Origin of the sequence: Mesorhizobium sp. M0437 (assembly GCF_040321335.1) — a bacterium.
In the GTDB taxonomy this organism is placed as follows: Bacteria; Pseudomonadota; Alphaproteobacteria; order Rhizobiales; family Rhizobiaceae; genus Mesorhizobium.
The window spans coordinates 71,164-87,015 of the sequence record NZ_JAMYRK010000016.1 but is presented as its reverse complement, the minus strand read 5'-3'; the positions used below and the strand labels follow the sequence as shown (position 1 = coordinate 87,015).

The 15,852-nt window shown below is 62.5% G+C and carries 15 protein-coding genes; 9 read left to right on the top strand and 6 right to left on the bottom strand.

From position 1 onward, the window contains the following. Window positions 1-26 precede the first annotated feature (26 nt). The 4 genes from NKI72_RS13030 to NKI72_RS13015 all read right to left on the bottom strand — a co-directional run bounded on the left by NKI72_RS13030 (window position 27) and on the right by NKI72_RS13015 (window position 3,804). On the bottom strand, window positions 27-581 hold the full coding sequence (locus NKI72_RS13030; RefSeq protein WP_023674843.1) for a hypothetical protein: 555 nt from the start codon (window positions 579-581) through the stop codon (window positions 27-29). A gap of 87 nt (window positions 582-668) precedes the next feature. Beyond that, the gene (locus NKI72_RS13025) at window positions 669-1,763 is read right to left on the bottom strand and encodes a YcjF family protein (protein ID WP_352833113.1); all 1,095 of its coding nucleotides are present in this window, start codon (window positions 1,761-1,763) and stop codon (window positions 669-671) included. Then, window positions 1,760-3,238, bottom strand: coding sequence for a YcjX family GTP-binding protein (locus NKI72_RS13020; RefSeq protein WP_352833110.1), 1,479 nt, complete (start codon window positions 3,236-3,238; stop codon window positions 1,760-1,762). Before NKI72_RS13020 ends, NKI72_RS13025 begins: the two co-directional genes overlap by 4 nt. Before the next feature lie 62 nt (window positions 3,239-3,300). Beyond that, complete coding sequence (locus NKI72_RS13015) at window positions 3,301-3,804, bottom strand: SixA phosphatase family protein (RefSeq protein WP_352471715.1); 504 nt, start codon at window positions 3,802-3,804, stop codon at window positions 3,301-3,303. 260 nt (window positions 3,805-4,064) lie between these two features. Between NKI72_RS13015 and dksA the strand changes: the two genes are divergently transcribed. Further along, complete coding sequence (gene dksA, locus NKI72_RS13010; RefSeq protein WP_023674847.1) at window positions 4,065-4,481, top strand: RNA polymerase-binding protein DksA; 417 nt, start codon at window positions 4,065-4,067, stop codon at window positions 4,479-4,481. 82 nt (window positions 4,482-4,563) lie between these two features. Here the strand turns inward: dksA and NKI72_RS13005 are convergent, their stop codons facing one another. Continuing rightward, window positions 4,564-5,316, bottom strand: coding sequence for a hypothetical protein (locus NKI72_RS13005; RefSeq protein WP_352502494.1), 753 nt, complete (start codon window positions 5,314-5,316; stop codon window positions 4,564-4,566). 203 nt (window positions 5,317-5,519) lie between these two features. On the opposite strand from NKI72_RS13005, the gene cckA reads away from it, so the two are divergent. Next, window positions 5,520-8,093: a cell cycle histidine kinase CckA gene (cckA, locus tag NKI72_RS13000; RefSeq protein ID WP_352742617.1), complete on the top strand. Its 2,574-nt coding sequence runs from the start codon at window positions 5,520-5,522 to the stop codon at window positions 8,091-8,093. A gap of 83 nt (window positions 8,094-8,176) precedes the next feature. Continuing rightward, entirely contained in the window at window positions 8,177-8,887 is a 711-nt protein-coding gene (locus tag NKI72_RS12995) for a purine-nucleoside phosphorylase (RefSeq protein WP_352502496.1), read from the top strand. Between the two features lie 42 nt (window positions 8,888-8,929). On the opposite strand, the gene NKI72_RS12990 is transcribed toward NKI72_RS12995, so the two are convergent. Then, window positions 8,930-9,325, bottom strand: coding sequence for a hypothetical protein (locus NKI72_RS12990; RefSeq protein ID WP_352502497.1), 396 nt, complete (start codon window positions 9,323-9,325; stop codon window positions 8,930-8,932). A 301-nt stretch (window positions 9,326-9,626) separates the two neighbouring features. Between NKI72_RS12990 and urtA the strand changes: the two genes are divergently transcribed. From urtA to NKI72_RS12960, 6 genes are all read left to right on the top strand, one after another. Continuing rightward, window positions 9,627-10,937, top strand: a complete 1,311-nt coding sequence (gene urtA / locus NKI72_RS12985; RefSeq protein WP_352455694.1) for an urea ABC transporter substrate-binding protein — start codon at window positions 9,627-9,629, stop codon at window positions 10,935-10,937. A gap of 100 nt (window positions 10,938-11,037) precedes the next feature. Beyond that, window positions 11,038-12,654 carry an urea ABC transporter permease subunit UrtB gene (urtB, locus tag NKI72_RS12980; RefSeq protein ID WP_352816657.1) on the top strand — a complete coding sequence of 539 codons (1,617 nt, stop codon included), beginning with the start codon at window positions 11,038-11,040 and terminating at the stop codon, window positions 12,652-12,654. After that, window positions 12,651-13,883, top strand: a complete 1,233-nt coding sequence (gene urtC / locus NKI72_RS12975; RefSeq protein ID WP_352455696.1) for an urea ABC transporter permease subunit UrtC — start codon at window positions 12,651-12,653, stop codon at window positions 13,881-13,883. The genes urtB and urtC overlap by 4 nt, the downstream gene beginning before the upstream one ends. Window positions 13,884-13,890: 7 nt before the next feature. Beyond that, window positions 13,891-14,637 carry an urea ABC transporter ATP-binding protein UrtD gene (gene urtD, locus NKI72_RS12970; protein WP_023674855.1) on the top strand — a complete coding sequence of 249 codons (747 nt, stop codon included), beginning with the start codon at window positions 13,891-13,893 and terminating at the stop codon, window positions 14,635-14,637. A gap of 70 nt (window positions 14,638-14,707) precedes the next feature. Then, complete coding sequence (urtE, locus tag NKI72_RS12965; protein WP_126041867.1) at window positions 14,708-15,403, top strand: urea ABC transporter ATP-binding subunit UrtE; 696 nt, start codon at window positions 14,708-14,710, stop codon at window positions 15,401-15,403. Window positions 15,404-15,614: 211 nt separating this feature from the next. Next, the gene (locus tag NKI72_RS12960; RefSeq protein WP_023674857.1) at window positions 15,615-15,815 is read left to right on the top strand and encodes a hypothetical protein; all 201 of its coding nucleotides are present in this window, start codon (window positions 15,615-15,617) and stop codon (window positions 15,813-15,815) included. Window positions 15,816-15,852: the final 37 nt, after the last annotated feature.

Below are 15,852 nucleotides of genomic sequence, written 5' to 3'. Positions count from 1 at the left end.
GGCCGCCGCCCTTCTCACGCTGAAAGTCAGTTCGGAGTTATGGAGCCGACCTCGACTGCATCGATCCGCTTCAGCTTCATGCCGATGACCGGGACCAGCTGCTGGTCGACGCGCACGGCAACGGTCACTGTCATCGAATTGTCGTCGGGGACAAGCGCCTGCATCACGCCGCGCAACTGATTGCGATTGATGGTGAAAACCACCTTGTGCGCATCGACGACATTGCCGCCGATAATGTCGAGGCCGGAGCCGGCGGCCCCGCCCATAAAGCTGCCCTTGTAGCCCTGCCGGCCCTTGTGTTCGATCGTTGCCGACATCTGCTGGGTGAACATGCCTACCCGACAGCCGCCGTCGAGCGACATGCCGACCTTGCCGTCAGGCGTCGAGCCGATGAAGCTGCAGGTGAATTTCGTGCCCTTGTATTTGCCGGCAACGATTTCCCCGGGGCCGACCCATTTGCCTTCGACCGACCGAAAGAACTGCTTGTCCGGTTCCGCCGCCGAGGTCTTTCCGGCAATGCCGACGGTTGCGACAAGCGCGAGCGCCACGGGCAGCCCGCTGGACAGAATAACGCTTTTCATCGACGACACCCGGCAACAAAGAGACTGGTTTGGACGCTTCCGACCATGGACAAGATTGGTTAATGCTTTGTCACCCCAAGGCAATAGTCACGTTCCGGAAGCGGATGTTTCTTTTTCTTTCTTTGCTGCAAAGGAGGTCAGCGCGGAGAGGAAATCGCCCAATCCGGGCCGCCTGACCGCGCAAAAGGGCAGGGGCCTTGCGGTTTCCATCGCTGCAATGCCGATGCGCGCAGTCATCATGCCGTTGACGACGCCTTCGCCGAGCTTGGCCGAGAGCCGGGCGGCAAGGCCGTGGCCGACGATCTGCTGGACGAAACTGTCGCCGACGGCGATCGACCCGGTGACCGCGAGATGGGCCAGAACGCTGCGCGCCAGGCGAAAAAAGCCAAGCGTGCCGGGGCGGCCGCCATAAAGCTCCGACAGCCGGCGAATCAACCGGCCGGCTTCGAACACGACATAAGCGACGTCGACCAGCGCGCGGGGGCTGACCGCGGTCACCAGGGAGACGCGCTTCGCCGCTTCGAGGATCATCACCCTGGCGCGGGCATCGAGCGGGCCGAGTATCTCGGTCTCGGCCAGCCGCACCAGATTGCCGCCGTCAATGATCTCGCCGCGCAATTCGGCCAGCGAGCGCCTGCCGGCCGCGGTTTCAGGCTTGGCCGAGACAAAGACCGACAACTCGTCGGCCACGGCGCGGGCGGCCTTCGGATCGTCACGGGCAATCGCATCGAGCGCCCGCTTCTGCAACTTTTCGACCTCGGCAAGGCGGGCAATCGCCATGAATTCGCGCACGAGGATGATCAGAAGCGCCAGGATGGCGATCGCGGCCATAGCGGCAGCCAGCCAGCCCAGCCACTCGGCGCGCTCGAACAGATCGCGAATCAGCTGGTCGGTCCAGAGGCCGACGGCGAGCGAAACCAGAACGCCCAGCGCGCCGAAGAACAGGCTGCCAAGCAGCGAACGTTTTCGCGGCGCAATCGCCGGCGGCGGTTCGGCAACGACGATATCAGGCTCGTCGAAGACGTCGGTCTCCGCCGGTGTGACCACGGCAAGATCCGCCGTCACGGTACGCGGCTTTCGCGCCGGCGCGGTCTCGGACGGAGCATGGTGAGCCGTCGAGTCTTCCTTCTGCTGGGGCTCCGGCTCTATGCGAAAGGCCGCCGGTCTGCGGGGCGCACTCATGCGAGATGATCTCCGATCAGGAACTGCAGCGCGCGGTCGAGCCTGATATGTGGCAGCGACAGCGTCACGCCCTCGGCGGTGCGCTCGAGTTTCGGCGGGCGAAAGCGCACGAAGCGGATCGCGGGGTCGTCATTGTTCTGCCGGCGGGTCGATTCGGAAACGTCGAACACCGCATCAACTTTCTCCGGCAAATCACCGGGAAATATGGCTGTTTCGGTCTTTCCGTCAAAGGTTTCGCCATCGATGTTTTCGCCGCGCAATGGCGTGCCGATAATGACCGGCAAAGTCTCGCGGTCCTGCTTGACCGTGCCTTCCCGGGTCGCGCGCATGGCAGCCAAAGCGACGACGTCGACGTCGGCGCCGGTGAAATTCGCCCGCGCCACGGCTCGGTCGGCTAGCCGCCGCACGATCGCCTGCAGCCGGTCGTGGCTTTCGTGGTGCAGATGGTCGGCCTTGGTCGCGGCCACCAATATACGGTCGATACGCCTCGAAAACAGGTCGGTCAGGAAATTGCCCCGGCCGGGCCGGAAACAGGACAGAATTTCGGTGACCGCGCGCTCCAGATCGGCCATCGCACCGGGGCCGGCATTCAATGCCTGCAATGCGTCGATGAGCACGATCTGGCGGTCGAGACGCGTGATGTGTTCGCGAAAGAACGGTTTGACGACATGCGTCTTGTAAGCCTCGTAGCGCCGCTCCATCATAGCCTGCAGCGATCCCGAGCGGGCGCGCCGGCCGCCCAGATTCGGCAGCGGCGCGAAGGTGAGAGCGGGCGAGCCTTCAAGATCGCCAGGCATCAGGAAGCGGCCGGGCGGCAAGGTCGAAAGCGCCCGCTCGTCGAGTTTGCAGGCCTTGAGATAGGCCGCGAAGCTCTCAGCGAGACGGCGCGCCGTCATCTCGTCGGCCTCGGCGTTGGGGTCGACCGGATCGGAGAGCGCCCGCCATTCCCGCGAAAGGTCGACACGCACCGCCAACACGGCCATCTCGAAGGCCTCACGCGAAAAATCGGCGTAGGACTTGCCGAGCAGCGGCAGGTCGAGCAGCCATTCGCCGGGATAATCGACGATGTCGACCGACAATTTGCCGGCGGAAAACATGCGGCTCCAGCCAGAGGCCGATTCGTATTCGATGGTGAGCCTCAGTTCGGAAATCGCACGCGTCGAATCCGGCCAGACGCGATCGTCGACAAGAGCTGCGATGTGATCCTCGTACTGGAAGCGTGGGACCGCGTCGTCCGGCTGCTCTTCGAGAAAAGCCCTGGCGATGCGCCCCGATTTTTGTGCCTCAAACAGCGGCAAGCGTCCGCCATGGACGAGATTGTGCACAAGGGACGAGATGAACACCGTCTTGCCGGCGCGGGACAGCCCGGTCACGCCAAGACGCAGTGACGGAGCGAAAAGCCCGGCAGCGCGGCCTGACAATGTATCCAAGGCAATCTTCGCCTCGTCGGTAAAAGTCGTCAGCGCTGATGGCAAATCTGTTCTCGCGGGCCGGTCAGGATCCGATATAGGCTTTGATGCGCGGCTTTGAAATGGCCTCAGATATCGGCAGGCGTCAGGAAGGCTTCGAGATAGCCGGTGCCTGGCGCAGCCTCGGCAAGTCTGCCGTTGAACCGGACCACCGCAAGTGCGGAGGTCGGGAAGCCGTGGTTCAGCATGGCCCGCGCGGTCTCGTCGCCGTCGCCCGAGAGCGCCATGGCGAGATCCTCAATCATCGGATTGTGGCCGATGACGAGCAAGGCATCCAGCCCGCCATTCTGCCGGATGGCAGTGAGGTACGCGGCGGCATCGTCGCTGTAGAGGGTGTCACAGAACAGCACCCGGCCCGTGTCGGTGTGGCCAGCCAGGCTTTCCAGCGTCTGGCGTGCGCGCTTGGCGCTTGAGCAAAGGGTGAGGGCCGGTGCGTATTTGCGGGAACGCATCAGGACGCCCATCGCTTCGGCATCGGCGAAGCCGGATGGATCGAGCGGGCGGTCGAAGTCAGCCACGCCAGGCAGCGCCCAGCCGGCCTTCGCATGCCTCAGCAGGTACAGTCTGGTCACCGGATCCCCGTTGTGCCGGGCACCGAACCCGTCAGCACGCCGCAGGATTTGCCATCAGAAGAGCTCCGTGCGCAATGGCAAGCGCCCCTCAAGCATAGCGAATCATGTACGGATTCGGTCGTATTCTTCGCAAAAAGGGCATCGCCGATGCCGTTTTGTCCGAGACTAACAATTGCGTGAAACTGTCGTCGATTGACCTTGTGCAGCTTTCGGTCCGCGAATATATAGGCGCCAAATTTGGGGTTTGTTGGGTGAGTCGAATGAACGACATCGTTACCGCCGATTACGTACCCTCCGAAGACGAGCCGTTCATGAACGAGCGGCAGAAATCCTACTTTCGCATGAAGCTCGTCACCTGGAAGAACGACATCTTGCGCGAAGCGCGCGAAACTCTCGAAATCCTGCAGCAGGAAAACGCCAACCACCCCGACCTCGCCGATCGCGCCTCCTCAGAAACCGACCGCGCCATCGAACTTCGCGCCCGCGATCGCCAGCGAAAACTCATCTCCAAGATCGATTCGGCCCTCCAGCGCCTTGACGAAGGCACTTACGGTTATTGCGAGGAGACGGGCGAGCCGATCGCGCTGAAGCGGCTCGACGCGCGCCCGATCGCCACCTTGTCGATCGAGGCACAGGAGCGCCATGAGCGGCGCGAGAAGGTCTACCGCGACGACTGAGTCGCCGGGAAAACAGCGGCATCGGTAAAGCGTTCACAATGGCCGGTTTTCCGGCCATTTTCATTGGCCGTTCGCTATCGGCCTATCTTTTCTGATTGGACAACTCGCCGAGGAGCTTCGTCATCTCGTCGTCGAGAGAGGGTGATGCCTTCGCCACCGGCTTGCTCGGCGTTTGGCTGAAGCGTGGCTCGTCAAGGGAAACCTCCAGCTCCTTCATCAGCGCATCGTCAATCGACTCGTGCTGTGCCGGCGGCTCGTATCTTGCCGGGGAGTCCTGTCTTGCCGGCGGCTGCGCATGCCGCGAGGCACTGGCGTTGACGGATCCATAACTTGGCAACGGCGTGACGTTCGATGCCGGTTTCGGCGCCGGCGCCGGCATTGTTGCCGGCATCGTCGCCGTCTGGCGGGCTCGGACAGGGGTCGCGGTTACGCTTGCCGGCTGCGGTGGCGCTTGCCTCACCGGCGCGGCTGTGGTCGAAGCAGACCTTGCTGCCGGCTGGTGGCCGTTGTCTCCGGTCAATGCCGGGCGCCGCAACGCCGAGAGCCTGATGTCGCGCTCGACGACGACGTCGGTCGGACCACCGATCAAGAGCAGGTGCTCGATATCGTCACGGCGCACCAGCACCAGCCGCCGGTGACTGTCGACCGCTGTGGCATCCATGACAGCCAGCCGCGTCTTGCGGTTCCTGCCGCCGGCGACGAATGTCCCGAACGTCAGGCTGCGGATCAGCCTGATGATAAGAAGAATGATGAGCAGAAGGACAAGTACTGCAAACGTCCATAGGATTGCTGCGGCATAACCAGGACCCGCCACGCCATCCAGCCATTGCAGCATTGGTTCCCCCAAAATCAGCTTTCGAAGAGAAGCGACACTAGACTGTTGCGGCAGGCCACCGCAAGTTGCCTTTCACGCTTCGTGAACAGCTTGAAACGCCGGGAGCCGAACGGCGTCATTTTTAGCGGACATCTGCAGCCGGGCCTTTTCCCAACCCTGAGAATATGATTCAACCGACACCGGAATTCACGAGCAGGGGGCACATGGCCAAGGAAGCGCGCGGCGATTTCTATCCGGTACCTATCGTCGACCAGAACACGCGACCGGGAGCGGTCACCCGGCTCATCGTCTTCATCGTCGTCCTGACTGGGGCAGCGATCGTCTTCGGCCTTTTCCGCGAGCGCCTTGGCGATCCATTCCTGCTTGGCATGCTTGGCGTGCTGGCGATGATCGGCGTCGGCTTTCTATTCGCCACTGCGATCGGCTTCGTGCACATCACGCCGCGCTCGACAAGCGACGAACTGTCGAAAGCTTTCGTCGATTCGATGTCGCAAGGTCTCCTGGTCACCGACACCAAAGGCCGTATCATCTACGCCAACCGGACCTATGCCGATATGACGGGTGCCGAGTCGGCCGCCGACCTCAAGACCGTCGAAGGTTTGCTTTCAGACGTTCCCGAGGCCTCGGTGACCATATACCGGCTGGCGTCCGGCCTGCGGGACGGCCAGCCGGGCGACGGCGAGTTTCGGCTCGCGCAGTCCATTCGGCCAGGCGCCGAACCGGGCGCGCGCTGGTACCGCGTTCGGGCTCGCGCCTTCAGCGTTCCCGGCCAGCGGCTGCCCATGCTTGCCTGGCAGCTTGCCGATATCTCGCGGGAACGGGCCGAGCAGGAGCGGTTCTTTCTCGACCTCCAAAAGGCGATCGATCACCTCGACCATGCGCCGGCCGGTTTCTTTTCGGCCGACCAGGAAGGCCGCGTCACCTATATCAACGCGACTCTTGCGGAGTGGCTGGGCATCGACCTGGCCAGCTTCACTCCCGGCGCCATCACGCTGCCGGAGATCGTCGCCGGGGACGGCATGGCGCTGGTCCGTTCGGTCAAGGCCGACGCTGGTACCACGCGCAATGCCGTTATCGACCTCGATCTGACGACGATGACCGGCGAGGCGCTGCCGGTGCGCTTCATGCATCGTGTCTCGGCCAGCCGAGAGGGGCTCAACGGCCCGACTCGCACCATCGTGCTCAACCGGACGCAAGGCGAGGACGCTTCGGCCGACCTCCGCGCATCGGAAATACGCTTCACGCGGTTCTTCAACTCGACGCCGATGGCGATAGCCGGCGTCGACCATGCCGGCCGCATCCTGCGCACCAATGCGCCATTCCTGTCGCTGTTTTCCTCGGTCGTCGACCGCGACGCGGTCGATCGGCGTGTGCGGCTGGATACGGTGATCCACGAGCGCGACCGGCCGGCTTTCGCCGCGGCCTTTGAAAAGGCACGCCAGCAACAGGCTGACATCGAGCCGATCGATACGGTGCTGCCCGGCAATGAGGAGCGCCACATACGCTTCTACGTCAACGCGGTCGCAGACGGTACCGGTGGCGAGGGCGCCGAGGAATCGGCCATCGTCTATGCCGTGGAGACTACTGAGCAAAAGGCCCTCGAGGGCCAGATGGCGCAGAGCCAGAAGATGCAGGCGGTCGGCCAACTCGCCGGCGGCATCGCGCATGATTTCAACAATGTGCTGACCGCCATCATCATGGCCTCGGACCTGCTGTTGACCAACCACCGGCCGTCCGATCCGTCATTCCCGGACATCATGAACATCAAGCAGAATGCCAACCGGGCGGCCTCGCTGGTGCGGCAGTTGCTGGCCTTCTCGCGCAAGCAGACGCTGCGGCCGGAGGTGCTCAACCTGACCGACGTGCTCGCCGATCTCAGAATGCTGCTTGCCCGGCTGGTCGGCAACGATATCAAGCTCAAGATCGACCATGGCCGCGACCTGTGGCCGGTCAGGGTCGATATCGGGCAGTTCGAGCAAGTGGTGGTCAATCTGGTGGTCAATGCGCGCGATGCAATGCCGGCCGGCGGCGACCTCACGGTGCGCACCCGCAACGTCAGCGCCGGGGAATGCAAGACCTTTTCCTACCGCGAACTTACTCCGGCCGACTATGTGCTGGTCGAGGTCGAGGACAGCGGCAGTGGTATCGCGCCTGATGTGCTGAAAAAGATCTTCGAGCCCTTCTTCACGACAAAGGAGGTTGGCAAGGGAACTGGCCTCGGCCTGTCCATGGTCTATGGCATCATCAAGCAGACAGGCGGCTTCATCTTCTGCGATTCCGAAGTTGGCAAGGGATCCGTGTTCCGCATCTTCCTGCCGCGGCACATTGCGGAGGCAAGGAAGGCGGGCGAGGCTGGAGAAGTGCCGGCCGCTCCTGCCAAGATCGCCGACTCAGCCAAGGATCTGTCGGGCTCGGCCACGGTGCTGCTGGTCGAGGACGAGGACGCCGTGCGCATGGGCGGCATGCGGGCGCTGAAATCGCGCGGCTACACCGTCCACGAGGCGTCGTCGGGCGTCGAGGCGCTTGAAGTCTACGAAGCGCTCGGCGGCAAGGTCGACGTCGTGGTGTCGGACGTGGTGATGCCGGAAATGGATGGTCCGACGCTGCTTGGCGAATTGCGCAAACGGCAGCCCGACATCAAGTTTATCTTCGTGTCCGGCTATGCCGAAGACGCGTTCGCCAAGAACTTGCCGGCCGACGCGCATTTCGGCTTCTTGCCGAAGCCGTTTTCGCTCAAGCAATTGGCCACGATCGTAAAGGACATGCTGGAATCCTGACCCTTCCAACGCTCCGCTTGCGCAATGTCGTGAGACTGCCATGATTACAGGCGAAACGGGCGACGGGTTTTGGAAAGCATGCCGTGACGCCACACAACGAGGCTAGCAAAGGCGACTACGCAAGCACGGTGCTGCTGCCGGGCGACCCGCAGCGCGCTGAATGGATGGCGGAGACCTTTCTGGAAGCGCCGCGCTGCGTCAACCGCCGCCGCGGCGCGCTCGGCTTTACCGGGTTGTTTCGCGGCAAGCCTGTCAGCATCCAGTCCACCGGCATCGGCGTCCCGTCATTCCTGGTCTACGTGCACGAGCTGCTGGACTTCTACGGTGCGAAAACGTTGATCCGCACCGGCACCTGCGGTGGCCTGACCGCCGAGATGGCGCTGCGCAGCCTGGTGATCGCACAATCGGTGCGCGGCGAAAATGCGGAGAGCGGCCAGGTTTTTGGTCTCTATCGTGCCGATGCCGGCCCCGATCCTGCATTGTTGGCCCAGGCGTTGGCCCGCGCTTCGGAACTCGGCATCGACCATCGGGCCGGACTGACGATCTGCAGCGATATTTTTTATCATCCGCTGGGGCGCGAACGCTTTGCCGAAGCACAGGCACAGGGGGCGCTCGCCGTGGATATGGAAACCAGCGCACTCTACCGCATTGCGGCCGATTTCGGCGCCCGGGCGCTGTCCATCCTGACCGTCGTCGACAATGTGGCAACCGGCGAGCAGACCGACTATTCCGAACGCCAGGGGCTTTTCACCGATATGACCCGGCTGGCGCTCGACATGGCAGCGGAGAGCTAGGCGGCTTCTACTTCGGAGTACGGAACCTCGCCAGGTTCCTTTTCAACGCTTCGTGCAGGTCGAGGCGGTAAAGGCGCCGTCTGGCTGCTTCATGATGATGTCGAAGGACGGGGTGGTTCCGCTTTCCAGCGTCGCTTGCGTAAGCGAGATCGAGTTGCCACCGCTGGTGTAGCCGCCCAGCGGACCCAGCCAGGTAATCACCCCGTCTGCATCCATCTGGTAGTTATAACTCTGCGGCGCGGTGCCGAAGCTAACCGGACCGCTATAGACGTTTCCCTTGATGGTAATGTCGCCGAGGCTGAGGAACATGCCCAGCAGATAGACTTCGCAATGATAGGAGCCGTCCGGCAGCTTGCCGTCGCTGAAGCCGGCGCGCGCTACGGTCGTCGTCGCCAGCAGAAGCATGGTGATGAAAATGCAAGACGTTCGGAAGGCCATGGCGTCGCTCGTTTAAGGGTTCGAATTTGCCCCATTTCGCTGCGGCGCTGCAATCCTCGCCAGCGCTCATATGATGCTGCTCAAAATTCGGGCATTGGCCTGTATATGAGTAAAACTTAGGCTGATACGAGTGATCTTTTCTCATTTCAAACCTGGCAGGCGAGGTTCATCTCCTGCGGCTAATACATTAACCGACTGACAGGGCTGGGAAATCTCAAACCCTCCGATCTTTCGCCGGTGATTGGCACAGCCGTTGCATGGTCTGTTCCGATGCAGTTAACCAGCTTGGGAGTTTAAAAGTATGAGGGGCAGTTTCTCGACAATAACAAAAATGTTTTCGGCCGGCGTGGTCACCGCCGGCCTGCTGATGAGCGTTCCCGCCAAGGCGGCCGACGACACCATCAAGGTCGGCATCCTCCATTCGCTGTCGGGAACCATGGCGATCTCGGAGACGACGCTGAAGGACGCCATGCTGATGCTCATCGAAGAGCAGAATGCCAAGGGTGGCCTGCTCGGCAAGAAGCTCGAGGCGGTGGTCGTCGATCCGGCTTCCAACTGGCCGCTGTTCGCCGAAAAGGCGCGCGAGCTGATCTCCAAGGACAAGGTCGCGGCGGTGTTCGGCTGCTGGACCTCGGTGTCGCGCAAATCGGTGCTGCCGGTGTTCAGCGAACTCGACAACATCCTTTTCTATCCCGTCCAGTATGAGGGCGAGGAGAGCGAACGCAACGTGTTCTACACCGGTGCGGCGCCGAACCAGCAAGCCATTCCCGCGGTCGACTATCTGATGAGCGAGGACGGCGGTTCGGTGAAGCGCTGGGTTCTCGAAGGCACCGACTACGTCTACCCGCGCACCACCAACAAAATCCTCGAGGCCTATCTGAAGGCCAAGGGCGTCGCTGCGGAAGACATCATGGTCAACTACACGCCGTTCGGCTTCTCCGACTGGCAGACCGAAGTTTCGGCGATCAAGAAGTTCGGCTCGGCCGGCAAGAAGACCGCCGTGGTCTCGACCGTCAATGGCGACGCCAACGTGCCGTTCTACAAGGAGCTCGGCAACCAGGGCATCAAGGCCGAGGACATCCCGGTCATGGCCTTCTCGGTCGGCGAGGAAGAGCTTGCCGGTCTGGACACTGCGCCGCTGGTCGGCCATCTCGCCGCCTGGAACTATTTCGAGAGCGTCGACACGCCCGAGAACGCGAAGTTCATCGCCGACTGGCACAAATTCATCAAGAACGACAAGCGCACCACCAACGACCCGATGGAAGCCCATTATATCGGCTTCAACATGTGGGTGAAGGCGGTCGAGAAGGCCGGCACCACCGATCCGGACAAGGTCATCGACGCCATGGTCGGCGTCTCGGTGCCGAACCTGACCGGCGGTTATTCGACGATGATGCCGAACCATCACATCACCAAGCCGGTGCTGATCGGCGAAATCCAGGCCGACGGCCAGTTCGAAACCGTCTCGCAGACGCCCGGCCTGGTGATGGGCGACGAGTGGTCCGACTATCTGCCTGACTCCAAGGACCTGATCTCCGATTGGCGCGCGCCTCTGTCCTGCGGCAACTTCAACGTTGCCACCGGCAAATGCGGCGGCAAGGGAACCAACTGATCCTCCCGGTCTGTCCTCCCAGACCCGCAAGCCTCCGGGCAGGCTCCTCCTCCAGCCTGCCCGGAGGCGACATTCAATCTTCAAGAGCCACCAGAAACCAATGATCCTGATCCGCGCGATTGGCCTGATGCTGCTCCTTCTCCTGGGGATGCTGCTGCCGTCGAACGCCAGCGAAGCAGATCTGCGCGTGGTCATCGCCAAATTCGCTACCGCCGCCAATTTTCCGGCGATAGAAGCCGTGGTGCGGGAGCTTGCGGCTTCCGGCGATCCGGCCGTAGAACGGCCGCTTGCCGCGCTTGCGGAGGGCAGCCTTTACGTGCGCAAGGCCGATTCACTGGTCTTTGTCGGCAAGGAGAGCGGCGACGGCATCGAGCTGCTCGATGCGCTTACCGGCGAAAGATCGGGCGAAGCTGCCAAGGCCGACATCACCAAGATCAAGGTCAACAACACGCTGCGCCGCGTTATCCGCGACGCGCTGGGCACACTGACGCTTGGCTCCAAGGATCCGGCCGTGCGCATTGCCGCCGCCGACACAATGTTCAAGACGCCGGACGCGGCAAACATCGAGCCGCTCGACACCGCGATCGCAAATGAGAGCGTGGCAAGCGTCAAGGCGCTGCTAGAACAGGCCCGCGCCGCGTCGATTCTCGTTTCCGACAGGCCGGAGACCGACAAACTGGGCGCGATCGCGCTCATCGGTGCGCGCGGCGACCGCGATGCGGTGTCGCTGCTCACGTCGGTAGAGGCCAGTTCCGAAGGTGCGGTGAAGGACGCGGCGACGGCTGCGATCGCCAACATCAATTCGACGCTGGCGCTGTGGGATGCCGGCCAGAATATCTGGTATGGCATATCGCTTGGATCGGTGCTGCTGCTGGCGGCGATTGGCCTTGCCATCACTTTCGGCGTCATGGGCGTCATCAACATGGCGCATGGCGAGATGGTCATGCTCGGCGCCTACACGACCTTCGTCGTGCAGGAGGTTATCCGCAATTCCTTTCCCGGCCTGTTCGACTGGTCGCTGGTCATCGCCCTGCCGCTGGCCTTCCTGGTGGCGGCGCTCGTCGGCCTTGTCATCGAGCGCGGGCTGATCCGCTACCTCTACGGTCGGCCGCTGGAAACCCTGCTGGCGACATGGGGTGTGTCGCTGATCCTGCAGCAGGCCGTACGCACCATGTTCGGACCGACCAACCAGGAGGTAGGCAACCCGTCCTGGATGTCCGGCTCGTTCAATATCGGCCAGCTTGCCGTGACCTGGAACCGACTCTGGATCCTGGTATTCGCGCTCGGCGTGTTCGCGGTGCTGCTCTACGTGATGAAACGCACGCCCTGGGGGCTGCAGATGCGTGCCGTCACCGCCAATCGCCGCATGGCTGCCTCGATGGGCATCAGGACGCCGTGGGTGGACGCCCTGACGTTTGCACTCGGCTCCGGCATTGCCGGCATCGCCGGTGTCGCGCTCAGCCAGATCGACAACGTCTCGCCCAATCTCGGCCGCGGCTACATCATCGACAGCTTCATGGTCGTCGTTTTCGGCGGTGTCGGCAATCTTTGGGGCACGCTGGTCGGCGCTTTCTCGCTCGGCATCGTCAACAAGTTCCTCGAACCTTATGCCGGAGCAGTGCTCGGCAAGATCGTCGTCCTGGTGCTGATCATCCTGTTCATCCAGAAACGGCCGCGCGGTCTGTTCGCGCTAAAGGGCCGGTCGGTGGAAGCATGATCACGGGACGCTTCTTTGCCGCCGGCGCCGACCGCCGCGTCGCCATCACCATCTTCATCCTGCTGGCGGTTGCAATCGTCGTGCCGCTGCTCAATCTTGCGGTCTCGCCGACAAGTGCGTTTTACGTGCCGTCCTATATCGTCGCGCTCACCGGCAAATACCTCTGCTACGCACTGCTCGCCTTGGCGCTCGATCTCGTCTGGGGCTATTGCGGCATCCTCTCGCTCGGCCACGGCGCCTTCTTCGCACTCGGCGGCTATGCGATGGGCATGTATCTGATGCGCCAGATCGGCTCGCGCGGCGTCTACGGCAATCCGCTGCTGCCGGATTTCATGGTGTTCCTTAACTACAAGGAATTGCCATGGTTCTGGTATGGTTTCGACCATTTCTGGTTTGCCGCGATCATGGTGCTTGCGGTGCCCGGCCTGCTCGCCTTCGTCTTCGGCTGGTTTGCCTTCCGCAGCCGCGTCACCGGCGTCTACCTGTCGATCATCACCCAGGCGATGACCTATGCGCTGCTGCTTGCGTTTTTCCGCAACGACATGGGTTTCGGCGGCAATAACGGCCTGACTGATTTCAAGGACATTCTAGGGTTCAACGTGCAGGCCGACATGACGCGGTCGGCGCTGTTCGCGGCCAGCGCCGTCATGCTGGCGTTTGCCGTCTTCGTCACCTGGGCAATCGTCGGTTCCAAGTACGGCAAGCTTTTAATGGCGGTGCGCGATGCCGAGAGCCGCACGCGCTTTCTCGGCTGGCGGGCGGAGAACGTCAAACTGTTCGCCTTCACCGTGTCGGCGGTGATGGCCGGCATCGCCGGTGCGCTTTACGTGCCGCAGGTCGGCATCATCAACCCTGGCGAATTCGAGCCGTCCAATTCGATCGAGGTGGTGGTGTGGGCGGCCGTCGGCGGGCGCGGCACCATCGTCGGGCCGATCATCGGCGCGCTTCTGGTCAATGCCGGTAAATCCTGGTTCACCGGCGTGCTGCCGGAATTCTGGCTGTTTGCGCTGGGCGGACTGTTTGTCGCCGTCACGCTGTTCCTGCCCAAGGGCATCATCGGCATGTGGGATTCCTGGCGCGGCAACGCCAAGGCGCTGCGGGCGGCCTCGGTTGCCGAGGAAGTCGGCATCGATCCCGATGCGCCGGTGCCGCCGAAAACCGACCGCTCGGCGGCGAGAAGGCCGGGCGACTGGTCGGCCTCCGGCGCCGAACCGCAGCCGGCGGAGTGATGGCCTGATGTCGAAGAGCAACACCATCCTCTATCTCGACGGCGTGTCGGTTTCCTTCGACGGGTTTCGCGCCATCAACAACCTTTCGCTGGTGCTCGACAAGGGCGAGATGCGGGCGATCATCGGCCCCAACGGCGCCGGAAAGACGACGATGATGGACATCGTCACCGGCAAGACGCGGCCCGACGCGGGTGAAGTTTTCTTCAACGGTGAGGTCGACCTAACCAAACACGACGAGGCCGAAATCGCCATGATGGGCATCGGCCGTAAATTCCAGAAGCCGACCGTCTTCGAAAGCCACACGATCGAGGACAATCTGATGCTGGCGCTGAAAGGCCCGCGCTCGATCTTCCCGGCACTGTTCCATCGTCGCTCGGCCGCGGACGTGCGGCAGATCGACGACATCCTCGGCATCATCCGGCTTGGCGACAAGCGTGACGAACTCGCCGCCAATCTGAGCCACGGCCAAAAGCAATGGCTCGAGATCGGCATGCTTCTGGCGCAGGATCCGAAGCTGCTGCTGGTCGACGAACCGGTTGCCGGCATGACCGACGCCGAGACCGAGGAAACCGCGCGGCTGCTCAGGGATATCGCGCGCGACCATTCGGTCATCGTCGTCGAGCACGACATGCATTTCGTGCGCGAGCTCGGCGTCAAGGTTACCTGCCTGCACGAAGGCTCGGTGCTTTCCGAGGGCAGCCTCGACTTCGTTTCGGCCGACGAGCGCGTCGTCGAAGTCTATCTGGGGAGATGAACATGGTCTGGCGCGTTCCGTTCCATCATTTCGACCTTTCGTTCTTCACGCGTTGGAGAAAGCGCTGACCATGCTCGAAGTCTCCAATGCCACGCTGCACTACGGCGCTGCCCAGGCGCTGCGCGGCGTCTCGCTGAAGGCCGGCGCCGGCAAGATCACCTGCGTGCTCGGCCGCAACGGCGTCGGCAAGACCAGTTTGATGAGATCGATCGTCGGCCATCACCGGCTGACGAGCGGAAGCGTTGCCTTCGAGGGGAAGGCGCTCGACCGGAGCGCGGCGTATGATCGCGCCCGGTCGGGCATCGCATTCGTGCCGCAGGGCAGGGAGATATTTCCGCTGCTTACGGTGCGGGAAAACCTCGAATCGGGTTTTGCGCCGTTGAAGCGCGCCGATCGCAACATTCCCGGTCACGTCTTCGAATTGTTTCCGGTGCTGAAGCAGATGCTCGCGCGCCGCGGCGGCGATCTTTCCGGCGGCCAGCAGCAGCAGCTTGCCATCGGCAGGGCGCTGGTGATGCGGCCGAAGCTGCTGGTGCTCGACGAGCCGACCGAAGGCATCCAGCCGTCGATCATCAAGGACATCGGCCGCGCCATCCGCTATCTGCGCGACCAGGCCGGTATCGCCGTGCTTCTGGTCGAACAATATCTCGACTTCTGCCGGGAATTGGCCGACGAGGTCAACATCATGGACCGCGGTCAGATCGTCCATACCGGCCCCGCCGAGGATCTCGACCGGGCGGACGTCCGCAAATTCCTGACTGTCTGAATTCTTATTGATTCCATTACTTTGCAACTCTGGCGCGCTGCAGATTGCGTGCTAGATTTTGCTTGGCCTTGGTGAGTCGGCCGCTTTCCGTAGCAGTTTCAACTTGGCAGATCAGGGGAAGGCGCGGCTGCGTCCGCACGCTTGCGCGCAAGCCCTTCCAGCGATCTGTTGTCGTCCAACATTTCGGGTGCTTGGGAGCCAGGGCCAGTCAATGGAGCGCTATGTCGAGGACTACCAGAAACGACGGCTCACGGAGCGCGTCGACATCCTGACAGCCATCAACATTCTGAAATCGCAGGGGTATGACCACGACGAACTCATCGCGGAGATCACCAAGGTCTTCTATGTCGATCTCGATGCCTTTAACGAGATCGTCAGGGTTGATCGGCGTCCGGACGAACGCGCCGCATAGCCGGTAGTTTAGGACCAAGCCAGGCGGACCACCGACA